This window comes from Paracoccus broussonetiae, assembly GCF_031854425.1.
GTDB lineage: Bacteria > Pseudomonadota > Alphaproteobacteria > Rhodobacterales > Rhodobacteraceae > Paracoccus > Paracoccus broussonetiae.
Window position 1 is genome coordinate 182,209 of record NZ_JAVRQI010000005.1, and the last position, 17,702, is coordinate 199,910.

Annotated in this window: 16 protein-coding genes; 11 read left to right on the top strand and 5 right to left on the bottom strand. The window is 63.9% G+C overall.

What is annotated here, in order from left to right:
* The first annotated feature begins 69 nt into the window (after positions 1–69).
* Positions 70–237, top strand: a complete 168-nt coding sequence (rpmG, locus tag RM190_RS08290; protein WP_311758945.1) for a 50S ribosomal protein L33 — start codon at positions 70–72, stop codon at positions 235–237.
* A gap of 152 nt (positions 238–389) precedes the next feature.
* Here rpmG and ssb read toward each other — a convergent pair whose 3' ends face one another.
* A complete protein-coding gene (ssb, locus tag RM190_RS08295; RefSeq protein ID WP_311758946.1) occupies positions 390–914 on the bottom strand; it encodes a single-stranded DNA-binding protein in 525 nt (174 codons plus the stop codon).
* Between the two features lie 242 nt (positions 915–1,156).
* Between ssb and RM190_RS08300 the strand changes: the two genes are divergently transcribed.
* Positions 1,157–1,801: a lytic transglycosylase domain-containing protein gene (locus RM190_RS08300; protein WP_311758947.1), complete on the top strand. Its 645-nt coding sequence runs from the start codon at positions 1,157–1,159 to the stop codon at positions 1,799–1,801.
* Between the two features lie 72 nt (positions 1,802–1,873).
* Here the strand turns inward: RM190_RS08300 and RM190_RS08305 are convergent, their stop codons facing one another.
* Together RM190_RS08305 and hemB are read right to left on the bottom strand one after the other, a co-directional pair.
* A complete protein-coding gene (locus tag RM190_RS08305) occupies positions 1,874–2,446 on the bottom strand; it encodes a lipid-binding SYLF domain-containing protein (RefSeq protein ID WP_311758948.1) in 573 nt (190 codons plus the stop codon).
* 70 nt (positions 2,447–2,516) lie between these two features.
* The gene (gene hemB / locus RM190_RS08310; RefSeq protein ID WP_311758949.1) at positions 2,517–3,515 is read right to left on the bottom strand and encodes a porphobilinogen synthase; all 999 of its coding nucleotides are present in this window, start codon (positions 3,513–3,515) and stop codon (positions 2,517–2,519) included.
* Positions 3,516–3,679: 164 nt separating this feature from the next.
* On the opposite strand from hemB, the gene RM190_RS08315 reads away from it, so the two are divergent.
* Together RM190_RS08315 and mfd are read left to right on the top strand one after the other, a co-directional pair.
* Complete coding sequence (locus RM190_RS08315; RefSeq protein WP_311758950.1) at positions 3,680–4,258, top strand: hypothetical protein; 579 nt, start codon at positions 3,680–3,682, stop codon at positions 4,256–4,258.
* A gap of 44 nt (positions 4,259–4,302) precedes the next feature.
* The gene (gene mfd / locus RM190_RS08320; protein ID WP_311758951.1) at positions 4,303–7,758 is read left to right on the top strand and encodes a transcription-repair coupling factor; all 3,456 of its coding nucleotides are present in this window, start codon (positions 4,303–4,305) and stop codon (positions 7,756–7,758) included.
* Between the two features lie 148 nt (positions 7,759–7,906).
* Here the strand turns inward: mfd and clpA are convergent, their stop codons facing one another.
* Complete coding sequence (clpA, locus tag RM190_RS08325; RefSeq protein ID WP_311758952.1) at positions 7,907–10,228, bottom strand: ATP-dependent Clp protease ATP-binding subunit ClpA; 2,322 nt, start codon at positions 10,226–10,228, stop codon at positions 7,907–7,909.
* A 263-nt stretch (positions 10,229–10,491) separates the two neighbouring features.
* Positions 10,492–11,238, bottom strand: a complete 747-nt coding sequence (gene gloB / locus RM190_RS08330) for a hydroxyacylglutathione hydrolase (protein ID WP_311758953.1) — start codon at positions 11,236–11,238, stop codon at positions 10,492–10,494.
* 51 nt (positions 11,239–11,289) lie between these two features.
* Between gloB and RM190_RS08335 the strand changes: the two genes are divergently transcribed.
* The 7 genes from RM190_RS08335 to RM190_RS08365 all read left to right on the top strand — a co-directional run bounded on the left by RM190_RS08335 (position 11,290) and on the right by RM190_RS08365 (position 17,702).
* A complete protein-coding gene (locus RM190_RS08335; protein WP_311758954.1) occupies positions 11,290–12,090 on the top strand; it encodes a class I SAM-dependent methyltransferase in 801 nt (266 codons plus the stop codon).
* A gap of 287 nt (positions 12,091–12,377) precedes the next feature.
* Complete coding sequence (locus RM190_RS08340; protein WP_311758955.1) at positions 12,378–12,935, top strand: F0F1 ATP synthase subunit delta; 558 nt, start codon at positions 12,378–12,380, stop codon at positions 12,933–12,935.
* Positions 12,935–14,470 (top strand): F0F1 ATP synthase subunit alpha, encoded by a 1,536-nt coding sequence (atpA, locus tag RM190_RS08345; RefSeq protein ID WP_311758956.1) that lies wholly within the window; start codon positions 12,935–12,937, stop codon positions 14,468–14,470. The genes RM190_RS08340 and atpA overlap by 1 nt, the downstream gene beginning before the upstream one ends.
* 12 nt (positions 14,471–14,482) lie before the next feature.
* Entirely contained in the window at positions 14,483–15,358 is an 876-nt protein-coding gene (locus tag RM190_RS08350) for a F0F1 ATP synthase subunit gamma (RefSeq protein ID WP_311758957.1), read from the top strand.
* 16 nt (positions 15,359–15,374) lie between these two features.
* Entirely contained in the window at positions 15,375–16,799 is a 1,425-nt protein-coding gene (gene atpD / locus RM190_RS08355) for a F0F1 ATP synthase subunit beta (protein WP_311758958.1), read from the top strand.
* A 9-nt stretch (positions 16,800–16,808) separates the two neighbouring features.
* Positions 16,809–17,255: a F0F1 ATP synthase subunit epsilon gene (locus RM190_RS08360; protein WP_311758959.1), complete on the top strand. Its 447-nt coding sequence runs from the start codon at positions 16,809–16,811 to the stop codon at positions 17,253–17,255.
* A 96-nt stretch (positions 17,256–17,351) separates the two neighbouring features.
* Entirely contained in the window at positions 17,352–17,702 is a 351-nt protein-coding gene (locus RM190_RS08365; protein WP_311759061.1) for an H-type lectin domain-containing protein, read from the top strand.

Here is a 17,702-nt window from a genome sequence, read left to right on the forward strand (position 1 = left end):
AAAGGCGGGCTCCAAGAGATTCCACGGGGTTTGCACTACGCGTTTTGCCCCGCAGCAGGAGCGAAACAAATGGCGAAGCCGACGACGATCAAGATCCGCCTGAACTCCTCGGCCGGGACGGGGCACTTCTACGTGACCAAGAAGAACGCCCGCACGATGACCGAGAAGATGGCGGTCAACAAGTACGACCCGGTTGTGCGCAAGCACGTCGAGTACAAGGAAGGCAAGATCAAGTAAGATCTGCCGATCCGAATGATCATGCGAAAGAACCGCGCCCTGACCGGGGCGCGGTTCTTTTCATTTCAGGTTGGCGCCTGTCGCGCGACCTTGCCGTGTCAGGGAAAAGGGCGCCCGAGGGCGCCCATGTCGTTTGCATCCGCGGGGATGGCTCAGAACGGGATTTCGTCATCGAAATCCGGACGCTGACCGCCGCCCGACGACGAGCCGCCGCGACCACCGCCCGAGGAATAGCCGCCACCGGACGAGCCGCCCGACGACGAGCCGCCGTCATAGCCGCCTCCGCCGCCATAGCTGTCGTCGCGACCGCCCCCGCCCGAGCCGCCACGACCGTCCAGCATGGTCAGCTCGCTGCGGAAGGGGCGAAGCGCCACTTCGGTCGAGTAACGGTCCTGACCGCTTTGGTCCTGCCATTTGCGGGTCTCAAGCTGACCCTCGATATAGACCTTGGCGCCTTTCTTCAGGAACTGCTCGGCCACGCGGACCAGCGGTTCGGAATAGATCGCGACGGTATGCCATTCGGTCCGCTCACGACGCTCGCCGGTATTGCGGTCCTTCCAGGTCTCCGAGGTGGCGATGCGCAGATTGGCGACCTTGCCCCCGCTGGGGAAGGTGCGGATTTCAGGGTCTTGACCCAGGTTGCCAATCAGGATCACCTTGTTCACGCTGCCTGCCATGTGAACGTCCTTTGTCTTCTAGCATGTTTCTTTGTCGGCTGATGTAACGCCTTGGGGCCCGTCGCGGCAAGGGGCTTGGCCCTTGGGAATCTGCTTGCCAGGCTGGGGATCGGGGTGAAGACTGTGGCGAGAATCCGCCGAAGCCTGTTCGGCCGTGGTGGCAGAACTAAAGGACTTGCGGCAAAGCCGGGCCGCTGCGCTATACTGCTGCGCAAAAAACATGTCGGCATGAGGGACGAGAGATGGTTTCACCTGAACGCGCTCGGCTGCGCTACCTGACACGTGTGGCCCTGGCGGTCGTCGTGGGATGCGGCCTTGCGGCCCCGGCCATGGCCGATGGATTGCGTCTGCAGAAAAGCGGCAAGTCCCGCATTGCCCAGTTCGAACGCCAGACCCGCCTGATGGACAGCCGTCTGGCTGGCCAATATCAACAATCCTCGCGGTTGCGGCCTGGCAGCGCCTCGACCAAAAGCGTGGTCGACCTGAATCTTCCGGGCGTCATCCCGGCCTACAGCGGAAATCGTCGCAGCCAGTATCTGCCCCACGCCAAGGCGATGGCCCGCAAGCATGGCGTGCCCGAGGATCTGTTCCTGCGCCTTGTGCAGCAGGAATCCGGCTGGAACCCCTCGGCCCGGTCGCACAAGGGCGCGCAGGGTCTTGCACAGCTGATGCCGGGCACGGCGGCCAAGCTGGGCGTCAATCCCAGCGATCCGTTGCAGAACCTGGAAGGCGGCGCGCGTTATCTGCGGATGATGTACAATACCTTTGGCAGCTGGCAGCTGGCGCTGGCGGCCTATAACGCGGGTCCGGCGGCGGTTGCGAAATACGGGGGTGTCCCACCCTATCGCGAGACCAAGAACTATGTCCGCATCATTCACGGCGGCTGATCCGGCCTCCGTCTTGCGAAAAGGCCGCGGCAGTGCCGCGGCCTTTTCGATTCCTTGCCTTGGTGTTCAGCCTTAGAAGGTCGAGGGGATGACGCGGCTGTATTTCGTGCCCGCGATCGACGCGCCGGCCATCAGCCCGGACTGGCCGAAGATCATCGCGACCACCGGCTGCTGGGCCGTGATAGTGTCGGTCCCCAGTGCCAGTCCGCGCGTGGGAAGCGCGTAGTAAGCATCGGCCTCTGCCACCCAGCCCGGCGCGCGGCGGAAGTCGGACAGCGCCGCATCCGTCTGGAAGATCAGGACATGGGCATATTGCTGTGCGCCCAGCTGGAAGCCGACACTGGCTTGCGTCGCTGAATAGTAATCCACGGTCGCGTTGTTGATGCGAAGCGCGCCCTGACCATAGGCGCCACCGACCCCGAATCCCGCTTCGGTCATCAGCGGCATGTAAAGAACGCCCTTGGCGTTCTCGATCATCGGGCCGACGCCGGGATAGTTCTGCAGCAGATAGGCGCGGGTCGCGTCCACCCTTGCATCCAACCGGGCCGAGGCGTTCTGGCCGACCGCGTTCGTGCAGGCCGCCAGCCCCATCGCGGCGCCCGCCAGAAGCAGATGCCGCCTGTTCAACCCATTGGAGAATTTCATCTTTCCCTTATCCCTTTGTCCGGCGGTTGGTTCCGCGCTTTGACCGGCGATGATAGGGATTTTCGCCCCGTCATGCCAGCGCTTCGGCCACCTGCGGGGCGTAATAGGTCAGAATCCCGTCGCAGCCGGCCCGGCGGAAGGCCAGCAGGCTTTCCATCACCACCCCACGCCCCAGCCAGCCATTGCGGATCGCGCCTTCGATCATCGCGTATTCGCCGCTGACCTGATAGGCATAGGTCGGCGCGGCAAAGCGGTCCTTCACCATCCGGCAGATGTCCAGATAGGGCATGCCCGGCTTGACCATGACCATATCCGCACCCTCGGCCAGATCGCGGGCGACGCAACGCATCGCCTCTTCCTTGTTGGCAGGATTGATCTGGTAGGTCTTCTTGTCCCCGACCAGCCGGCCCGAGGCGCCGACCGCGTCCCGGAAGGGGCCATAGAAGCCGCTGGCATACTTCGCCGCATAGGACAGGATCGCCACGTCCTTGTGGCCGTTCGTCTCCAGAAGCTGGCGAAGCGCGCCGATTCGGCCGTCCATCATGTCCGAGGGGCCAAGGATGTCCGCACCGGATTCGGCCTGCACCAATGCCATGCGGCCAAGCGCCTCGACCGTCTCGTCGTTCAGGATCACGCCGTCCCGCACCAGCCCGTCATGGCCATTCGCGTTATAGGGATCCAGCGCGATATCGGTCATCACGGCAAGCTCGGGCGCGACTTCCTTGATCGCGCGGATCGCGCGGTTGCCGATATTGTCGGGATCCCAGGCGCGCTCGCAGCTTTCGGTCTTAAGGTCGGGGTCTGAATGGGGAAAGATGCAGACCGCAGGGATGTTCAGGCGCATCGCGGTTTCAGCCACGCGCTTCGCCCCGTCCAGCGTCAACCGCTCGACCCCCGGCATCGAGGGGATCTCGCCCGCGCCATCCGCCAGTTCGGTGACGAAGATCGGCCAGATCAGGTTCGAAGGTGTCAGGTTCACCTCGGTCGTCAGGGCGCGCAGGGCAGGGGTGCGGCGCAGGCGGCGCAGGCGTGTGGCCGGAAACGGAGCGATGATCGGGTTGGGGGACATGATGGCCTTCTTCCTGACTGGGCGGCGGGGACGCGGCCCCGCGCGGCGCGGATCTGGCACGAAACTGCACCGTCAGTTGCAGCGACGCAACCCCGGCCGCCCCGTCGCGAAAGATCAAGGTTTTCCTTCGCATGTCCCGCGGTTAGGTTCCCTGCAACGCTTCAATGAACGAGTTGACCTTGACCCAAGGCATTCTGGCCATCCTCGACAGCAGATCCTTCGGGTCGATCTGGTTCTGGCTTCTGCTGACATTGTGCTGGACGCTGGCGGGGCGCCGCGTGCTGGGGGTCCCGTTCGAGGTGGTGGCCGCCGCGCGCCGGATCCCGAAACAGGGTGCAGACGACCCCGCCGCTCTGCTGCTGCTTGACTGGCTCTCGCTTGGCCTGCCGCGCTGGCAATTGCCAAAGGCCGAAGGAACGGTCCTGCTGGGCGTCGCCGCGTTTGGACAAAGCGCGCTGTTCCTGCTGGGCTTCGTCTATGGGCTGGAAATGGCGCAGGCGCTGGTTCTGCTGACATTGCCCTTCATCCTGCTTTACCCGGTCGAACTGCGGCTGGCGCGTCGCGTTGGCGCGATTGTCGCGGCGGCCGAGACGGGGGCGCTGCCCATCAACGACGCAGCGCGGCAAGCTGCCGGGTTGATGCGGGCGCATCGCCGCATCATCACGGTCCTGTCGATCATCGCCGTCGCTCTTACCGCCTATCGGGGGGCGATCTGGCTGATCCAGCATCCCTTCGGTTTCTAGGAACCCGACTTGACTTCGACTGCAGCCACTTTACCTGACGAGCCATGGCCGATCACCTGATCCTATCCGGAGCCCCCGAAGGGCTAGACGCGGCGCTGCTGCTGCGGGAACTGGCGCGCGGAGAGAGCGTCATCCACCTGGCGCGGGACGACCGCCGCATGGCCGCGATGCGGTCGGCGCTGGCCTTTTATGCCCCCGATACCGTCGTGCTGGAGTTTCCGGCCTGGGACACCACACCCTATGACCGCGTTTCGCCCGCACCCGATGTGATGGCGGCGCGCATGGCGATCCTGACCGCCCTGGCGCATGGCGCGATCCGGGGGCCTTTCGTGCTGCTGACGACGCTGAACGCCGCCATGCAGCGCGTCCCCCCGCGCGAGGCGCTGCGCGAGGCCAGCTTTTCAGCGGCTGTCGGCGACCGGATGGACGAAGGCGGGCTGCGCGCCTATCTGGCGCGGATGGGCTTTTCGCAGTCGCCGACCGTGACCGAGCCGGGGGATTTCGCGGTTCGCGGCGGGATCATCGACATCTTTCCGCCCGGCGAAGCCGGGCCGATCCGGCTGGACATGTTCGGCGATGTGCTGGAAAGCGCCCGCCGCTTTGACGCCGAGACGCAGCGGTCCATCGAAAAGCTTGACCGGGTGGAACTGGCGCCGATGTCCGAGGTGATCCTGGACGAGGCCGCGATCACCCGTTTCCGCCAAAACTATCGCGCCGAATATGGCGGTGGGGCCAATGACCCGCTTTACGAAGGGGTCAGTGCCGGCCGCAAGATGGCCGGGATGGAACATTGGCTGCCCTGGTTCCACGAGCGGCTGGAAAGCCTGTTCGACTATCTGCCGGGCGCTTCGATCATCTCGGATGACCATCTTGAGCAGGTGCGCGACGCGCGCTGGCACACGATCGGAGAGCAGTTTGACGCCCGACACGAGGCGCTGAAGCGCAAAGGCGGGACGGATGCCGTCTATCGCCCGGTTCCGCCCTCGGCCATGTTCCCCGACGAGGTCGAGTGGAAAGGCTGGCTCGCAAGCCACCGGATGCTGAAGTTGTCGGTCCTGCCGCAGCCGCCCGGACCGGGTGTGCTGGACGCGGGCGGGCGTGCGGGCCGCAATTTCGCACCCGAGCGGCAAGCTGAGAAGGGAAACCTGTTCAAGGCCTTGGCCGAACATATTCGAAGTCTTCAGGCACAGCGCCGGGTCGTCATCGCCAGCTTTTCGGAAGGCGCACGCGAGCGGTTGGCCGGGCTGATCGCGGATGAAGGGATCATCGGTGCCAAGCCCATCGCACATTTGCGCGACCTGCCAGACCAGCCGGGTGCGCTGGGTCTGGCGGTCTGGCCGCTGGACGAGGGTTTCGTTTCCGACGGGCAGGCGACCGGGCCGCTGGCGGTCATCTCTGAACAGGATGTTCTGGGCGACCGGCTGATCCGCGGTGCGAAGAAGCGACGGCGTGCCGAGAATTTCCTGCGTGACACCCAGACGCTGTCGCCCGGCGACCTTGTCGTCCATGTCGAGCATGGCATCGGCCGCTATACCGGGCTTGAGACGGTGATGGCGCTTGGGATTCCGCACGATTGCGTGGCGCTGGAATATGCCGGCGGCGACCGTTTGTATCTACCGGTCGAGAATATCGAGCTTCTGACCCGCTATGGACATGAAGAGGGGCTGCTCGACAAGCTGGGCGGCGGAGCCTGGCAGGCGCGCAAGGCCCGGCTCAAGGAACGCATCAAGCTGATCGCCGACAAGCTGATGCGCGTCGCGGCGGAACGGCTGCTGCGTCCCGCCCCGGTCCTGGAACCCGAGCATCACGAGATCGAAAGCTTCGCCGCGCGCTTTCCCTATGCCGAGACCGAGGATCAGGCCAGCGCCATTGTCGATGTCGCCGAAGATCTCGCCGCAGGTCGGCCGATGGACCGTCTGGTCGTGGGGGATGTTGGATTCGGCAAGACCGAGGTTGCGATGCGCGCGGCCTTCGTCGCGGCCTCGCAGGGGTATCAGGTCGCGGTCGTTGCGCCGACGACCCTGCTGGCGCGTCAGCATTTCCGCACCTTTGCCGAACGCTTCCGCGGCACCGCGATCAATGTGCGGCCGCTGTCGCGCTTTGTCTCGACCAAGGACGCGTCCGAGACCCGCAAGGGACTTGCCGAAGGCACGGTCGACATCGTCGTCGGCACCCATGCCGTGTTGGCCAAGCAGGTGCGGTTCAAGAACCTTGGCCTGCTGATCGTCGACGAAGAGCAGCATTTCGGCGTGGCCCACAAAGAACGGCTGAAGGAACTGCGCAGCGACATCCACGTCCTGACCCTGACCGCGACGCCGATTCCGCGAACGCTGCAATTGTCGCTGACCGGGGTGCGCGACCTGTCGATCATCGGGACACCCCCCGTCGACCGCCTTGCGATCCGCACCTATGTCAGCGAATTCGACAGCGTGACCATCCGCGAGGCGTTGCTGCGCGAAAAGTATCGCGGGGGGCAAAGCTTCTTCGTCGTCCCGCGTCTGACGGACTTGCCTGAGGTCGAGGACTGGCTGAAGGAACATGTCCCCGAGGTCAGCTATATCGTGGCCCACGGCCAGCTTGCCGCGGGCGATCTCGACACGCGGATGAATGGCTTTTACGACCGCGGCGCGGACGTGCTTCTGGCAACGAGTATCGTGGAATCCGGGTTGGATATTCCCACCGCGAACACGATGGTGGTCTGGCGCGCCGACATGTTCGGCCTTGCCCAGCTTTACCAGATCCGTGGCCGGGTGGGGCGGTCCAAGATCCGGGCCTATTGCTATCTGACGACGAAACCGCGGGTGCCCCTGACGCCACAGGCGATGCGGCGGCTGAAATTCCTTGGCTCGATCGACAGCCTTGGCGCGGGCTTCAACCTTGCCTCGCAGGATCTGGATCTGCGCGGGGCAGGGAACCTTCTGGGGGAAGAGCAGTCGGGCCATATCAAGGAAGTCGGCTTCGAGCTTTACCAGCAGATGCTGGAAGAGACGATCGCCAAGCTGAAATCCGGCGAGATCGAGGGCACGCCCGAGGACGAATGGGCGCCGCAGCTGAATCTTGGCGTGCCGGTGACGATCCCGGAAAGCTATATCCCCGATCTGGACGTTCGGCTGGGGCTGTATCGTCGACTGGCCGAGCTGACCACCAAGGTCGAGCTGGAGGGTTTCGCAGCCGAGCTGATCGACCGCTTCGGCCCGCTGCCGCGCGAGGTGAACACGCTGCTTTTGGTGATCCGCATCAAGGCGATGGCAAAGCGGGCCAATATCTCCAAGCTGGACGCCGGCCCCAAGGGCGTGACGATCCAGTTCCACGGCGACCGCTTCCCCAATCCCGCCGGGCTTGTCGAGTTCATTCACGACCAGCGCGGACAGGCGAAAGTCACCGACAACAAGATCGTTGTTCTGCGCGACTGGCCGAGCGACGCGGACCGCATCAAGGGCGCCTTTGGGGTGGCCAAGGATCTGGCGGCGAAGATCAAGGAAGGGAAGGCGCGGGGCTGACTGCGCCTTGCGCCGGGGGCGTTGCCCCCGGACCCCCGGGGTATTTTCGAAACAGTGAAGGGATCGGAGCGGGCAGCTTTGCGGGTGATCCCGGAATGAGAAAAAGGGCGGCGCTTTCGCGCCGCCCTTTCTGGTTCTGGTCTGACGGTCAGTCCGCCGTCAGCAGCGGGGGTTTGGAATTGCTGATCCGGGGCGCCTCGGGACCGGTGATGTCGAAGACGGGTTTGTCATCCTCGATCCGGACCCGGACGACGCCGCCTTTGGTCAGGCGACCGAACAGCAGTTCCTCGGCCAGCGGCTTCTTGATCGTTTCCTGGATCACGCGGCCCAGCGGACGCGCGCCCATCTTGTCGTCATAGCCCTTTTCGGCCAGCCAATGGGCAGCCTCGGAGGTCAGTTCGATATGGACGCCACGGTCGATCAGTTGGGCTTCCAGTTGCAGCACGAATTTTTCGACAACCTGGACGATCACTTCGCGCGAAAGGGGCGCGAAGCTGATGACCGCATCCAGACGGTTGCGGAATTCGGGGGTGAAGGTCCGCTCGATCGCGGCGGTATCCTCACCCTCGCGGCGTTCGCGGCCGAAGCCGAAAGCGGCCCTGGCCTGGTCTGCGGCGCCCGCGTTCGAAGTCATGATCAGGATCACGTTGCGGAAATCGACCTGGCGACCGTTATGGTCGGTCAGTTTTCCGTGGTCCATGACCTGCAGCAGGATGTTGAAGACATCCGGATGCGCCTTTTCGATTTCGTCCAGCAGCAGCACACAATGCGGATGCTGGTCCACGCCATCGGTCAGAAGCCCGCCCTGGTCGAAGCCGACATAACCCGGAGGCGCGCCGATCAGGCGACTGACCGCGTGTTTCTCCATGTATTCCGACATGTCGAAACGCAGCAACTCGACGCCCAGGGTCGAGGCGAGCTGCTTGGCCACCTCGGTCTTGCCGACGCCGGTGGGACCCGCGAAGAGGTAGTTCCCGATCGGCTTTTCAGGCTCGCGCAGTCCCGCCCGCGCCAGCTTGATCGACGAGGACAGCGCCTCGATCGCGGCATCCTGCCCGAAGACCAGGCGCTTCAGGGTGGCCTCCATGTCCCGCAGCACCGCCGCATCGTCCTTGGACACGTTCTTCGGAGGAATGCGCGCGATCTTGGCGACCACCGCCTCGATCTCTTTCGGGCCGATGGTCTTGCGGCGCTTGCTCTCCGAGATCAGATGCTGCGCCGCGCCTGCTTCGTCGATCACGTCGATCGCCTTGTCGGGCAGCTTGCGGTCATGGATGTAGCGCGCCGAAAGCTCAACCGCGGTCTTGATCGCGTCGTTGGTATAGCGCAGGTCGTGATGCTTTTCGAAGCTGGGTTTCAGTCCCATCAGGATCTTGATCGTGTCGGGCACGTTCGGCTCGTTCACGTCGATCTTCTGGAAGCGGCGGGACAGCGCGCGATCCTTGTCGAAATGCTGACGGAATTCTTTGTAGGTGGTCGAACCCATGCAGCGCAGCTTGCCGCCCGACAGCGCCGGTTTCAGCAGGTTCGAGGCGTCCATCGCCCCGCCAGAGGTCGCGCCGGCGCCGATGACGGTGTGGATCTCGTCAATGAAAAGAATGGCGTCGGGGTGATCTTCAAGCTCTTTCACAACGGCTTTCAGCCGTTCCTCAAAGTCGCCGCGATAGCGGGTTCCGGCCAGAAGCGCGCCCATGTCGAGCGAGAAGATGGTCGAACCGGCCAGCACGTCGGGGGTCTCGCCCCGCGTGATCTTCAGCGCCAACCCCTCGGCGATGGCGGTCTTGCCCACGCCGGGATCGCCCACCAGAAGCGGGTTGTTCTTGCGCCTGCGGCACAGAACCTGGATGCAGCGCTCCACCTCGTCCGCGCGGCCGATCAGCGGGTCAACATCCCCGCGCGAGGCTTTCTTGTTCAGGTTGACGCAGTATTTCGCCAGCGCGGATTCGTCCTTGGCCGGCGCTTGCTCCGCCTGGGCCTGCTCGCCCGGCTGATCGGCCCCCTGAACGGGACGGCTTTCCGAGAATGACGGATTCTTCGCCACGCCATGCGCGATGAAGTTGACCGCGTCGTAACGGGTCATGTCCAGTTCTTGGAGAAAGAATGCGGCATTGGATTCGCGTTCGGCAAAGATCGCGACCAGCACATTGGCGCCCGTCACCTCGGTCCGGCCCGAGGACTGGACATGGATCGCGGCGCGCTGGATCACCCGCTGGAATGCGGCGGTCGGGACGGCCTCCGACCCTTCGACATCGGTGATGAGGGTCGAAAGATCATCTTCGATGAATTCCACCAGCATCCGCCGCAATTCGTCCAGGTCGACGTTGCATGCCCGCATGACCTTCACGGCATCGGGTTCGTCGGTCAGCGCCAGCAAAAGATGTTCGAGTGTCGCCAGTTCATGCCGATGCTCATTGGCCAATGCCAGCGCGGAATGAATGGCCTGTTCCAGCGTGTTCGAAAAGGACGGCACGGTTCAGCTCCTGTCAGTCTGCTGGCGGTTTGGGCCACCAAATCTGGCGGTCCACCTGACCAGACTGTCACCATAAGGTTAGAATTTGGTGGAATTTCGCGCAATTCAAGCGGTATCTGCATCCGCTCATGCCGAAACTCCGGCGGTTGAATAGGATGTGATGTTCGGGTGCTGGCTTTTCAAGCATCCGCAACCGGGGTGGACAGGGGCAACATGGGGCGCCGCACCTGCTGCAATGCTTCTGGTATGCCGCAAGGACCGGGTCAGAACGTGTCCTTCATCGTGCGAAGTCTTGCAAAAACATCGGCATCCGATGCGCCTGTCATGCCCAGCCCGTCCCGCAATTCGCGCGGGCGCAGAAAGGGATTGGTCGCGCGTTCGTCATCCAGCGTCGCAGGTGCGCAGGGGCGGCGACCCGCAGTTGTGTCGTCCAGGCGTTGCCGCAATGCATCATTCCCGGAATCGACGGAAAGCGCGAACGCGCCGTTACCGCGGCAATAGTCATGCCCCGAACAGATGAGCGTCTGGCCGGGCAGGGCGTTCAGCCGAGACAGGCTTTCCCACATCATTTCGGCCGATCCCTCAAACAGGCGGCCGCAGCCCAGTGCCATCAGGCTGTCTGCCGTGAAGGCCATGCCGGACTGGGGCAGGTGAAAGGCGACATGGCCGATCGTATGGCCGGAAACATCGATCACTTCGGCGGCTTCGCCGCAGATCTCGACGCTGGCGCCGACCGCGGCCTGCAGGTCCAGGCGGGGCAGACGGGCGGCATCCGCGGGATTTCCCATGACCTTTGCCCCGGTCGCTGCCACGATCTCGGGGACGGCCTGGATGTGATCTGCATGATGATGGGTCAGCGCGATCAGGTTAAGCGTCCAGCCGCGCGCTTGCAATTCGGCCAGGATCGGCGTGGCCTCGGGCGCGTCGATCAGTGCGGTCTGCCCGTTTCCATGAAGAAGCCAGGCATAGTTGTCGGTCAGGCAGCGGACGGGAACCAGTTCCAGCGGCATTGGCAATTCCTTTACTTTGCAGCAGTCTGGCCCGACGGAACGAGAGGCGCAATGCATCAGGACGTGATCGAGCTGCGAAAGTTCTACTACAGCCGGGCGCTGGGGCGCGTGGTGCAAAAGGTGCTGCGCGACCGGCTGACGCAATCCTGGCCGCCCGACCAATCCGCGGGCATGACCGTGGCAGGATACGGCTTTGCCGCGCCACTGCTGCGACCCTATCGGGGCCGCGCGCGTCGGGTCATCAGCCTGATGCCGGGGCCGCAAGGGGTGATGGCCTGGCCGCCCGGCCTGCCGAACTGCTCGGTCCTGTGCGAAGAGACCGCGTGGCCGCTGGATACGGGCAGCGTCGATCGCCTGGTGCTGCTTCATGCGCTGGAATCCGGCGACAACCCGCAGGCGCTGCTGGCCGAGGCGTCGCGCGTCCTCGGTCCCGGCGGCAGAATGCTGGTCATGGCCACCAATCGGGCCGGGCTGTGGGCGCGTTCGGATGCGACGCCGTTCGGCTTCGGAAGAAGCTACACCGCCGGACAGCTGGAAGCGCTGGCGCGCAGCGCGGGATTCGTCACCGAGGCGACGGGGGCCGCGCTTTACATCCCGCCCTCGGACCGGCGCTTCTGGCTGCGCAGCGCACAGATGTGGGAGCGAACCGGACTGCGCATCAGCCAGATGCTGGTGGCGGGCGTGACCCTGGCCGAGTTCAGCAAGCAGGTGCAGGCCCCCATCGGCAAGACGAGACGCGTCAGCGTTCCAAGCCCGCTGGATGTGCTGGAAGGCATCGCCCGTCCGAAGCCCGCCACCGGGCGCGGAAAACACGTCCGCGAAGGCAAGGGACAGCTTTCCCGCGACGGTTGAATTTCGGCAAACTTCCTCTCGGAATGGTAAGTGTCGGCGGATCGTCGCGTGGCGTTAGCGCCACCGTTCTTCCATACCACGCGGCGTCATCGAACTAAGGGCGGAAACGCTCGCTTTTCCGTGTGCAATGCGGTTGCGGCACAAGAAATCACCTGCTAAGGACGCGGCAGATTTTCGGGAACGTTCGGTCGGGCACGGCTTGGAGTTCCTCTTGACCTGCGCTCCGTGACAGACCGGTTCCACTGACCGGCCCGCCAGCGGAGCTTGCGCAAACCGGAAGGATGACCGTGGCCAATTCCGCTTCGATTTCCGCTGATATCGCCGGGCGTTATGCACAGGCCCTTTTCGAACTGGTGAAGGATTCGGGTCTTGATGCCCTGTCCACGCAAGTCGACGACCTGGCTGCCGCCTATGGTGAAAGCGCGGATCTTCGTGACCTGACCGTCTCGCCGCTTTACGACCGCAACGCGCAGGAGGCCGCGATTTCCGCATTGGCCGAACGCATGGGGCTGTCGGTCGAGCTGGCGAACACGCTGCGCCTGCTGGCCCGGAACCGCCGGTTGTTCACGTTGCCCCAATTCATCGCCAAGCTGCGCGGCCTGATCGCCGAAGCCAAGGGCGAAGTCACCGCCGATGTCGTCAGCGCGCAGGAGCTGACCAAGGACCAGAAGACCCGCCTGGCCGAGACCCTCGCCAGCAAATCGGGCAAGAAAGTCAAGCTGAACACGCGCGTCGATGAGAGCCTCATCGGCGGCATGATCGTCAAACTGGGCTCGCAGATGATCGACAGCTCGATCCGCTCGAAGCTCGCCTCCCTCCAGAATGCTATGAAAGAGGTCGGATAATGGGAATCCAGGCAGCCGAAATCTCGGCCATCCTCAAGGATCAGATCAAGAATTTCGGTCAGGACGCCGAGGTGGCCGAGGTCGGGCAGGTGCTGTCCGTCGGTGACGGTATCGCCCGCGTCTATGGCCTGGACAAGGTCCAGGCTGGCGAGATGGTCGAATTCCCGGGCGGCATCCGCGGCATGGTGCTGAACCTTGAAACCGACAACGTCGGCATCGTGATCTTCGGCGACGACCGTTCGATCAAGGAAGGCGACACCGTCAAACGTACCGGCGCCATCGTGGAAGTTCCCGCCGGCAAGGGTATGCTGGGACGCGTCGTCGACGCGCTCGGCAACCCGATCGACGGCAAGGGCCCGCTGGAAAACGTCGAGCGCCGCATTGCCGACGTGAAGGCCCCCGGCATCATGCCGCGCAAATCGGTTCACGAACCGATGGCGACCGGCCTGAAATCGGTTGACGCCATGATCCCCGTCGGCCGCGGCCAGCGCGAGCTGATCATCGGCGACCGCCAGACCGGCAAGACCGCGATCGCGCTCGACACGATCCTGAACCAGCAGAACTACAACGGCCGCGAAGCCGATGGCATGAAGACGCTGCACTGCATCTACGTCGCCGTGGGTCAGAAGCGTTCGACCGTCGCGCAGCTGGTGAAGAAACTGGAAGAAACCGGTGCGATGGCCTATACGACCGTCGTCGCCGCGACCGCTTCGGACCCGGCTCCGATGCAGTACCTGGCGCCCTATTCGGCGACCGCCATGGGCGAATATTTCCGCGACGACGGCATGGACGCCCTGATCATCTATGATGACCTGTCCAAGCAGGCCGTTGCCTATCGCCAGATGTCGCTGCTGCTGCGCCGTCCGCCGGGACGCGAAGCCTATCCGGGCGACGTCTTCTATCTGCACTCGCGCCTGCTGGAGCGTTCGGCCAAGCTGAACGAAGACAACGGCGCCGGTTCGCTGACGGCCCTGCCGATCATCGAAACCCAGGCAGGCGACGTGTCGGCCTATATCCCAACCAACGTGATCTCGATCACCGACGGCCAGATCTTCCTGGAAACGGAACTGTTCTTCCAGGGCATCCGCCCGGCCGTTAACACCGGTCTGTCGGTGTCGCGCGTCGGCTCGGCCGCCCAGACCAAGGCGATGAAATCCGTTGCCGGCCCGGTCAAGCTGGAACTGGCCCAGTATCGCGAAATGGCTGCCTTCGCGCAGTTCGGCTCGGACCTGGATGCCGCCACGCAGAAGCTGCTGAACCGCGGTGCGCGCCTGACCGAGCTGATGAAGCAGCCGCAATACTCGCCGCTGACCAACGCCGAGATCGTGATCGTCATCTATGCCGGTACCAAAGGCTATATCGATGCCATTCCGGTCAAGGACGTGACCAAGTGGGAGCAGGGCCTGATCCAGTATCTGCGCAACCAGAAAGCCGATCTGCTTGATGACATGACCCGGAACGACCGCAAGATCGCGGGCGAGCTGGAAGCATCGATCAAGGCAGCGCTGGACGGTTACGCCAAGACCTACGCCTGAGGGGAGGGATAGATGCCCAGCCTCAAGGATCTAAAGAACCGGATCGGCAGCGTTAAGAACACGCGCAAGATCACCAAGGCGATGCAAATGGTCGCCGCCGCGAAACTGCGCCGTGCGCAGGAAGCTGCGGAAGCCGCGCGGCCCTATGCTGATCGGATGGCTGCTGTCATGGCCGGGTTGACCGCTTCGGCGGCCGGCTCGGACGCGGCGCCGCGCCTGCTGGCGGGAAGCGGCGACGATCGCCGTCACCTGCTGGTGGTGATGACCTCGGAGCGCGGGCTTGCGGGCGGGTTCAACTCGTCCATCGTCAAGCTTGCCCGTCAGCACCTTGCCGAGCTTCGCTCGCAGGGCAAAGAGGTGACCATCCTGACCGTGGGCAAGAAGGGCCGCGAGCAGCTGAAACGTGATTTCGGCGACCTGTTCGTCCATCACGTCGATCTGAGCGAAGTCAAACGCATTGGCTATGACAATGCGCGCGGCATCACCGACGAGATCCTGGAACGCTTCGACGCGGGCCAGTTCGACGTGGCCACGCTGTTCTACAACCGGTTCGAATCCGTCATCAGCCAGATTCCGACTGCCCGGCAGATCATCCCCGCCGTTCTCGACGAGACGGCCGAGGCCGGTGCCTCGGCGCTCTACGACTATGAGCCGGACGAAAACGCGATCCTGACCGACCTGTTGCCCCGTTCGGTGGCAACGCAGGTCTTCGCGGCGCTGCTGGAGAATGCGGCGTCCGAACAGGGCGCGCGGATGAGCGCCATGGACAACGCTACGCGCAACGCGGGCGACATGATCGACCGCCTGACCACCGAGTATAACCGCTCGCGTCAGGCTGCGATCACCAAGGAACTGATTGAAATCATCTCGGGCGCCGAGGCGCTCTGACACGTAGGGGTATAGCATGGCAGAGGCCAAAGGAAAAATCACGCAGGTGATCGGCGCCGTCGTGGACGTACAGTTCGACGGCCAACTTCCCGCGATTCTGAACGCTCTTGAGACCGAGAACAACGGCAAGCGCCTGGTTCTGGAAGTCGCGCAGCATCTGGGCGAAAACACCGTCCGCACCATCGCCATGGACGCGACCGAAGGTCTGGTCCGTGGTCTGCCGGTCACCGACCTGGGCGAGCCGATCATGGTTCCGGTGGGCGACGTGACGCTGGGCCGCATCCTGAACGTCGTGGGCGAGCCCGTCGACGAAGGTGCGCCGCTGACCGTCACCGACAAGCGTGCGATCCACCAGCCGGCTCCGGACTTCGCCTCGCAGGCGACGGCTTCGGAAATCCTGGTCACCGGCATCAAGGTCATCGACCTGCTGGCACCCTATTCCAAGGGCGGCAAGATCGGCCTGTTCGGCGGCGCAGGCGTGGGCAAGACCGTTCTGATCATGGAACTGATCAACAACATCGCGAAAGTGCACTCGGGCTACTCGGTGTTCGCGGGCGTTGGCGAACGGACCCGTGAAGGCAACGACCTGTATCACGAGATGGTCGAATCGGGCGTTATCGTTCCGGACAATCTGCCGGAATCGAAAGTGGCGCTGGTCTACGGCCAGATGAACGAGCCGCCGGGAGCCCGTATGCGCGTCGCGCTGACCGGTCTGACGCTGGCCGAACAGTTCCGCGATGCCTCGGGCACCGACGTTCTGTTCTTCGTCGACAACATCTTCCGCTTCACCCAAGCTGGTTCGGAAGTGTCGGCGCTGCTGGGCCGTATCCCGTCCGCCGTGGGCTACCAGCCGACGCTGGCCACCGACATGGGCGCGATGCAGGAACGCATCACCTCGACCAAGAAGGGCTCGATCACCTCGATCCAGGCCGTCTACGTCCCGGCCGATGACTTGACCGACCCGGCTCCGGCCACGACCTTCGCCCACCTTGACGCCACGACCGTTCTGTCGCGCGCGATCTCGGAACTGGGGATCTACCCGGCCGTCGATCCGCTCGACTCGAACTCGCGGATCCTTGATCCGGCGGTTGTCGGTGAAGATCACTACAACGTCGCGCGTTCGGTTCAGGGTATCCTGCAGAAGTACAAGTCGCTGCAGGACATCATCGCCATCCTTGGCATGGACGAACTGTCGGAAGAAGACAAACTGACGGTGACCCGCGCCCGGAAGATCCAGCGCTTCCTGTCCCAGCCCTTCGACGTTGCGAAAGTCTTCACCGGCTCGGACGGCGTCCAGGTTCCGCTGGAAGACACGATCAAGTCGTTCAAGGCTGTGGTCAATGGCGAGTACGATCACCTGCCGGAAGCCGCCTTCTACATGGTCGGTGGCATCGAGGAAGTGAAAGCCAAGGCTCAGCGTCTCGCCGCTGACGCGGCGTAAGGGGGCAACATGGCCGACACGATGCAGTTCGACCTCGTCTCGCCGGAACGGAACCTGCTTTCCGTTCCCGTGCGCGAGGTGCGCCTGCCCGGCGCCGATGGCGACCTGACGGCGATGCCCGGCCATGCGCCGGCCATCGTCAACCTGCGGCCCGGTCTTGTGACCGTGGTCAAGGCTGACGGGTCGGAGACGGAATTCGCGGTGACCGGCGGCTTCGCCGAGATCAACAACGAATCCGTCACCCTTCTGGCCGAGCGTGGCCATCCGCGCGCCGAAATGACGCAAGAGATCTTCAACGAGATGATGGCTCAGGCCCAGCGTCAGGTGAAGGTCGCGAAGGAGCGTTCGAGCACGGGAGAAGAGATCGTCGCAGCAGCCGTCAAGCTGCTTGCGGACATGGAGGCCCTTGGCACCCATATCGGTCTGGACCCGGAAAAGTCGAACTTCCTGCACTAAGCGGCGCTGCGATGCCAGACAACAGTAAGCCCCGGAGGTTCCGGGGCTTTACTAGTTTTGAAGGCAGCGTTGAAATATGCACCGGAGGTAACGGTTTTGCGGCGATTCGATCACTTCGCGGTCGGTGTGGCCAGCGGTGTCGTGGACATGTTCTCGGCATTCGAAGACGGCAGCGCGATGTGGACGGGCGAGGGGCCGCGACTGGAACGCCGCGAGGTTCGCTTTAGCGAACCCTTTGTCGAACCGCCGAGCGTGCAGGTGTCGATGGTAATGTGGGACATCGGCGCCAATGCGAACCAGCGCGCCGACCTGCGCGCGGCCGAGGTCAGCCGCGACGGTTTCCAGATCGAGTTTCGCACCTGGGGCGACACCCGCGTTGCCCGTGTCCGGGCCAGCTGGATGGCGATCGGGCCGTTGCGCCACAATGACGATTTTGAGGACGACTAG

What these genes read in the sequence shown, in the direction of transcription:
- rpmG (WP_311758945.1), top strand. Translation starts at nt 70, where the DNA reads ATGGCGAAGCCGACGACGATCAAGATCCGCCTGAACTCCTCGGCCGGG.
- ssb (WP_311758946.1), bottom strand. Translation starts at nt 914, where the DNA reads ATGGCAGGCAGCGTGAACAAGGTGATCCTGATTGGCAACCTGGGTCAA.
- RM190_RS08300 (WP_311758947.1), top strand. Translation starts at nt 1,157, where the DNA reads ATGGTTTCACCTGAACGCGCTCGGCTGCGCTACCTGACACGTGTGGCC.
- RM190_RS08305 (WP_311758948.1), bottom strand. Translation starts at nt 2,446, where the DNA reads ATGAAATTCTCCAATGGGTTGAACAGGCGGCATCTGCTTCTGGCGGGC.
- hemB (WP_311758949.1), bottom strand. Translation starts at nt 3,515, where the DNA reads ATGTCCCCCAACCCGATCATCGCTCCGTTTCCGGCCACACGCCTGCGC.
- RM190_RS08315 (WP_311758950.1), top strand. Translation starts at nt 3,680, where the DNA reads ATGAACGAGTTGACCTTGACCCAAGGCATTCTGGCCATCCTCGACAGC.
- mfd (WP_311758951.1), top strand. Translation starts at nt 4,303, where the DNA reads ATGGCCGATCACCTGATCCTATCCGGAGCCCCCGAAGGGCTAGACGCG.
- gloB (WP_311758953.1), bottom strand. Translation starts at nt 11,238, where the DNA reads ATGCCGCTGGAACTGGTTCCCGTCCGCTGCCTGACCGACAACTATGCC.
- RM190_RS08335 (WP_311758954.1), top strand. Translation starts at nt 11,290, where the DNA reads ATGCATCAGGACGTGATCGAGCTGCGAAAGTTCTACTACAGCCGGGCG.
- atpA (WP_311758956.1), top strand. Translation starts at nt 12,935, where the DNA reads ATGGGAATCCAGGCAGCCGAAATCTCGGCCATCCTCAAGGATCAGATC.
- RM190_RS08350 (WP_311758957.1), top strand. Translation starts at nt 14,483, where the DNA reads ATGCCCAGCCTCAAGGATCTAAAGAACCGGATCGGCAGCGTTAAGAAC.
- atpD (WP_311758958.1), top strand. Translation starts at nt 15,375, where the DNA reads ATGGCAGAGGCCAAAGGAAAAATCACGCAGGTGATCGGCGCCGTCGTG.
- RM190_RS08360 (WP_311758959.1), top strand. Translation starts at nt 16,809, where the DNA reads ATGGCCGACACGATGCAGTTCGACCTCGTCTCGCCGGAACGGAACCTG.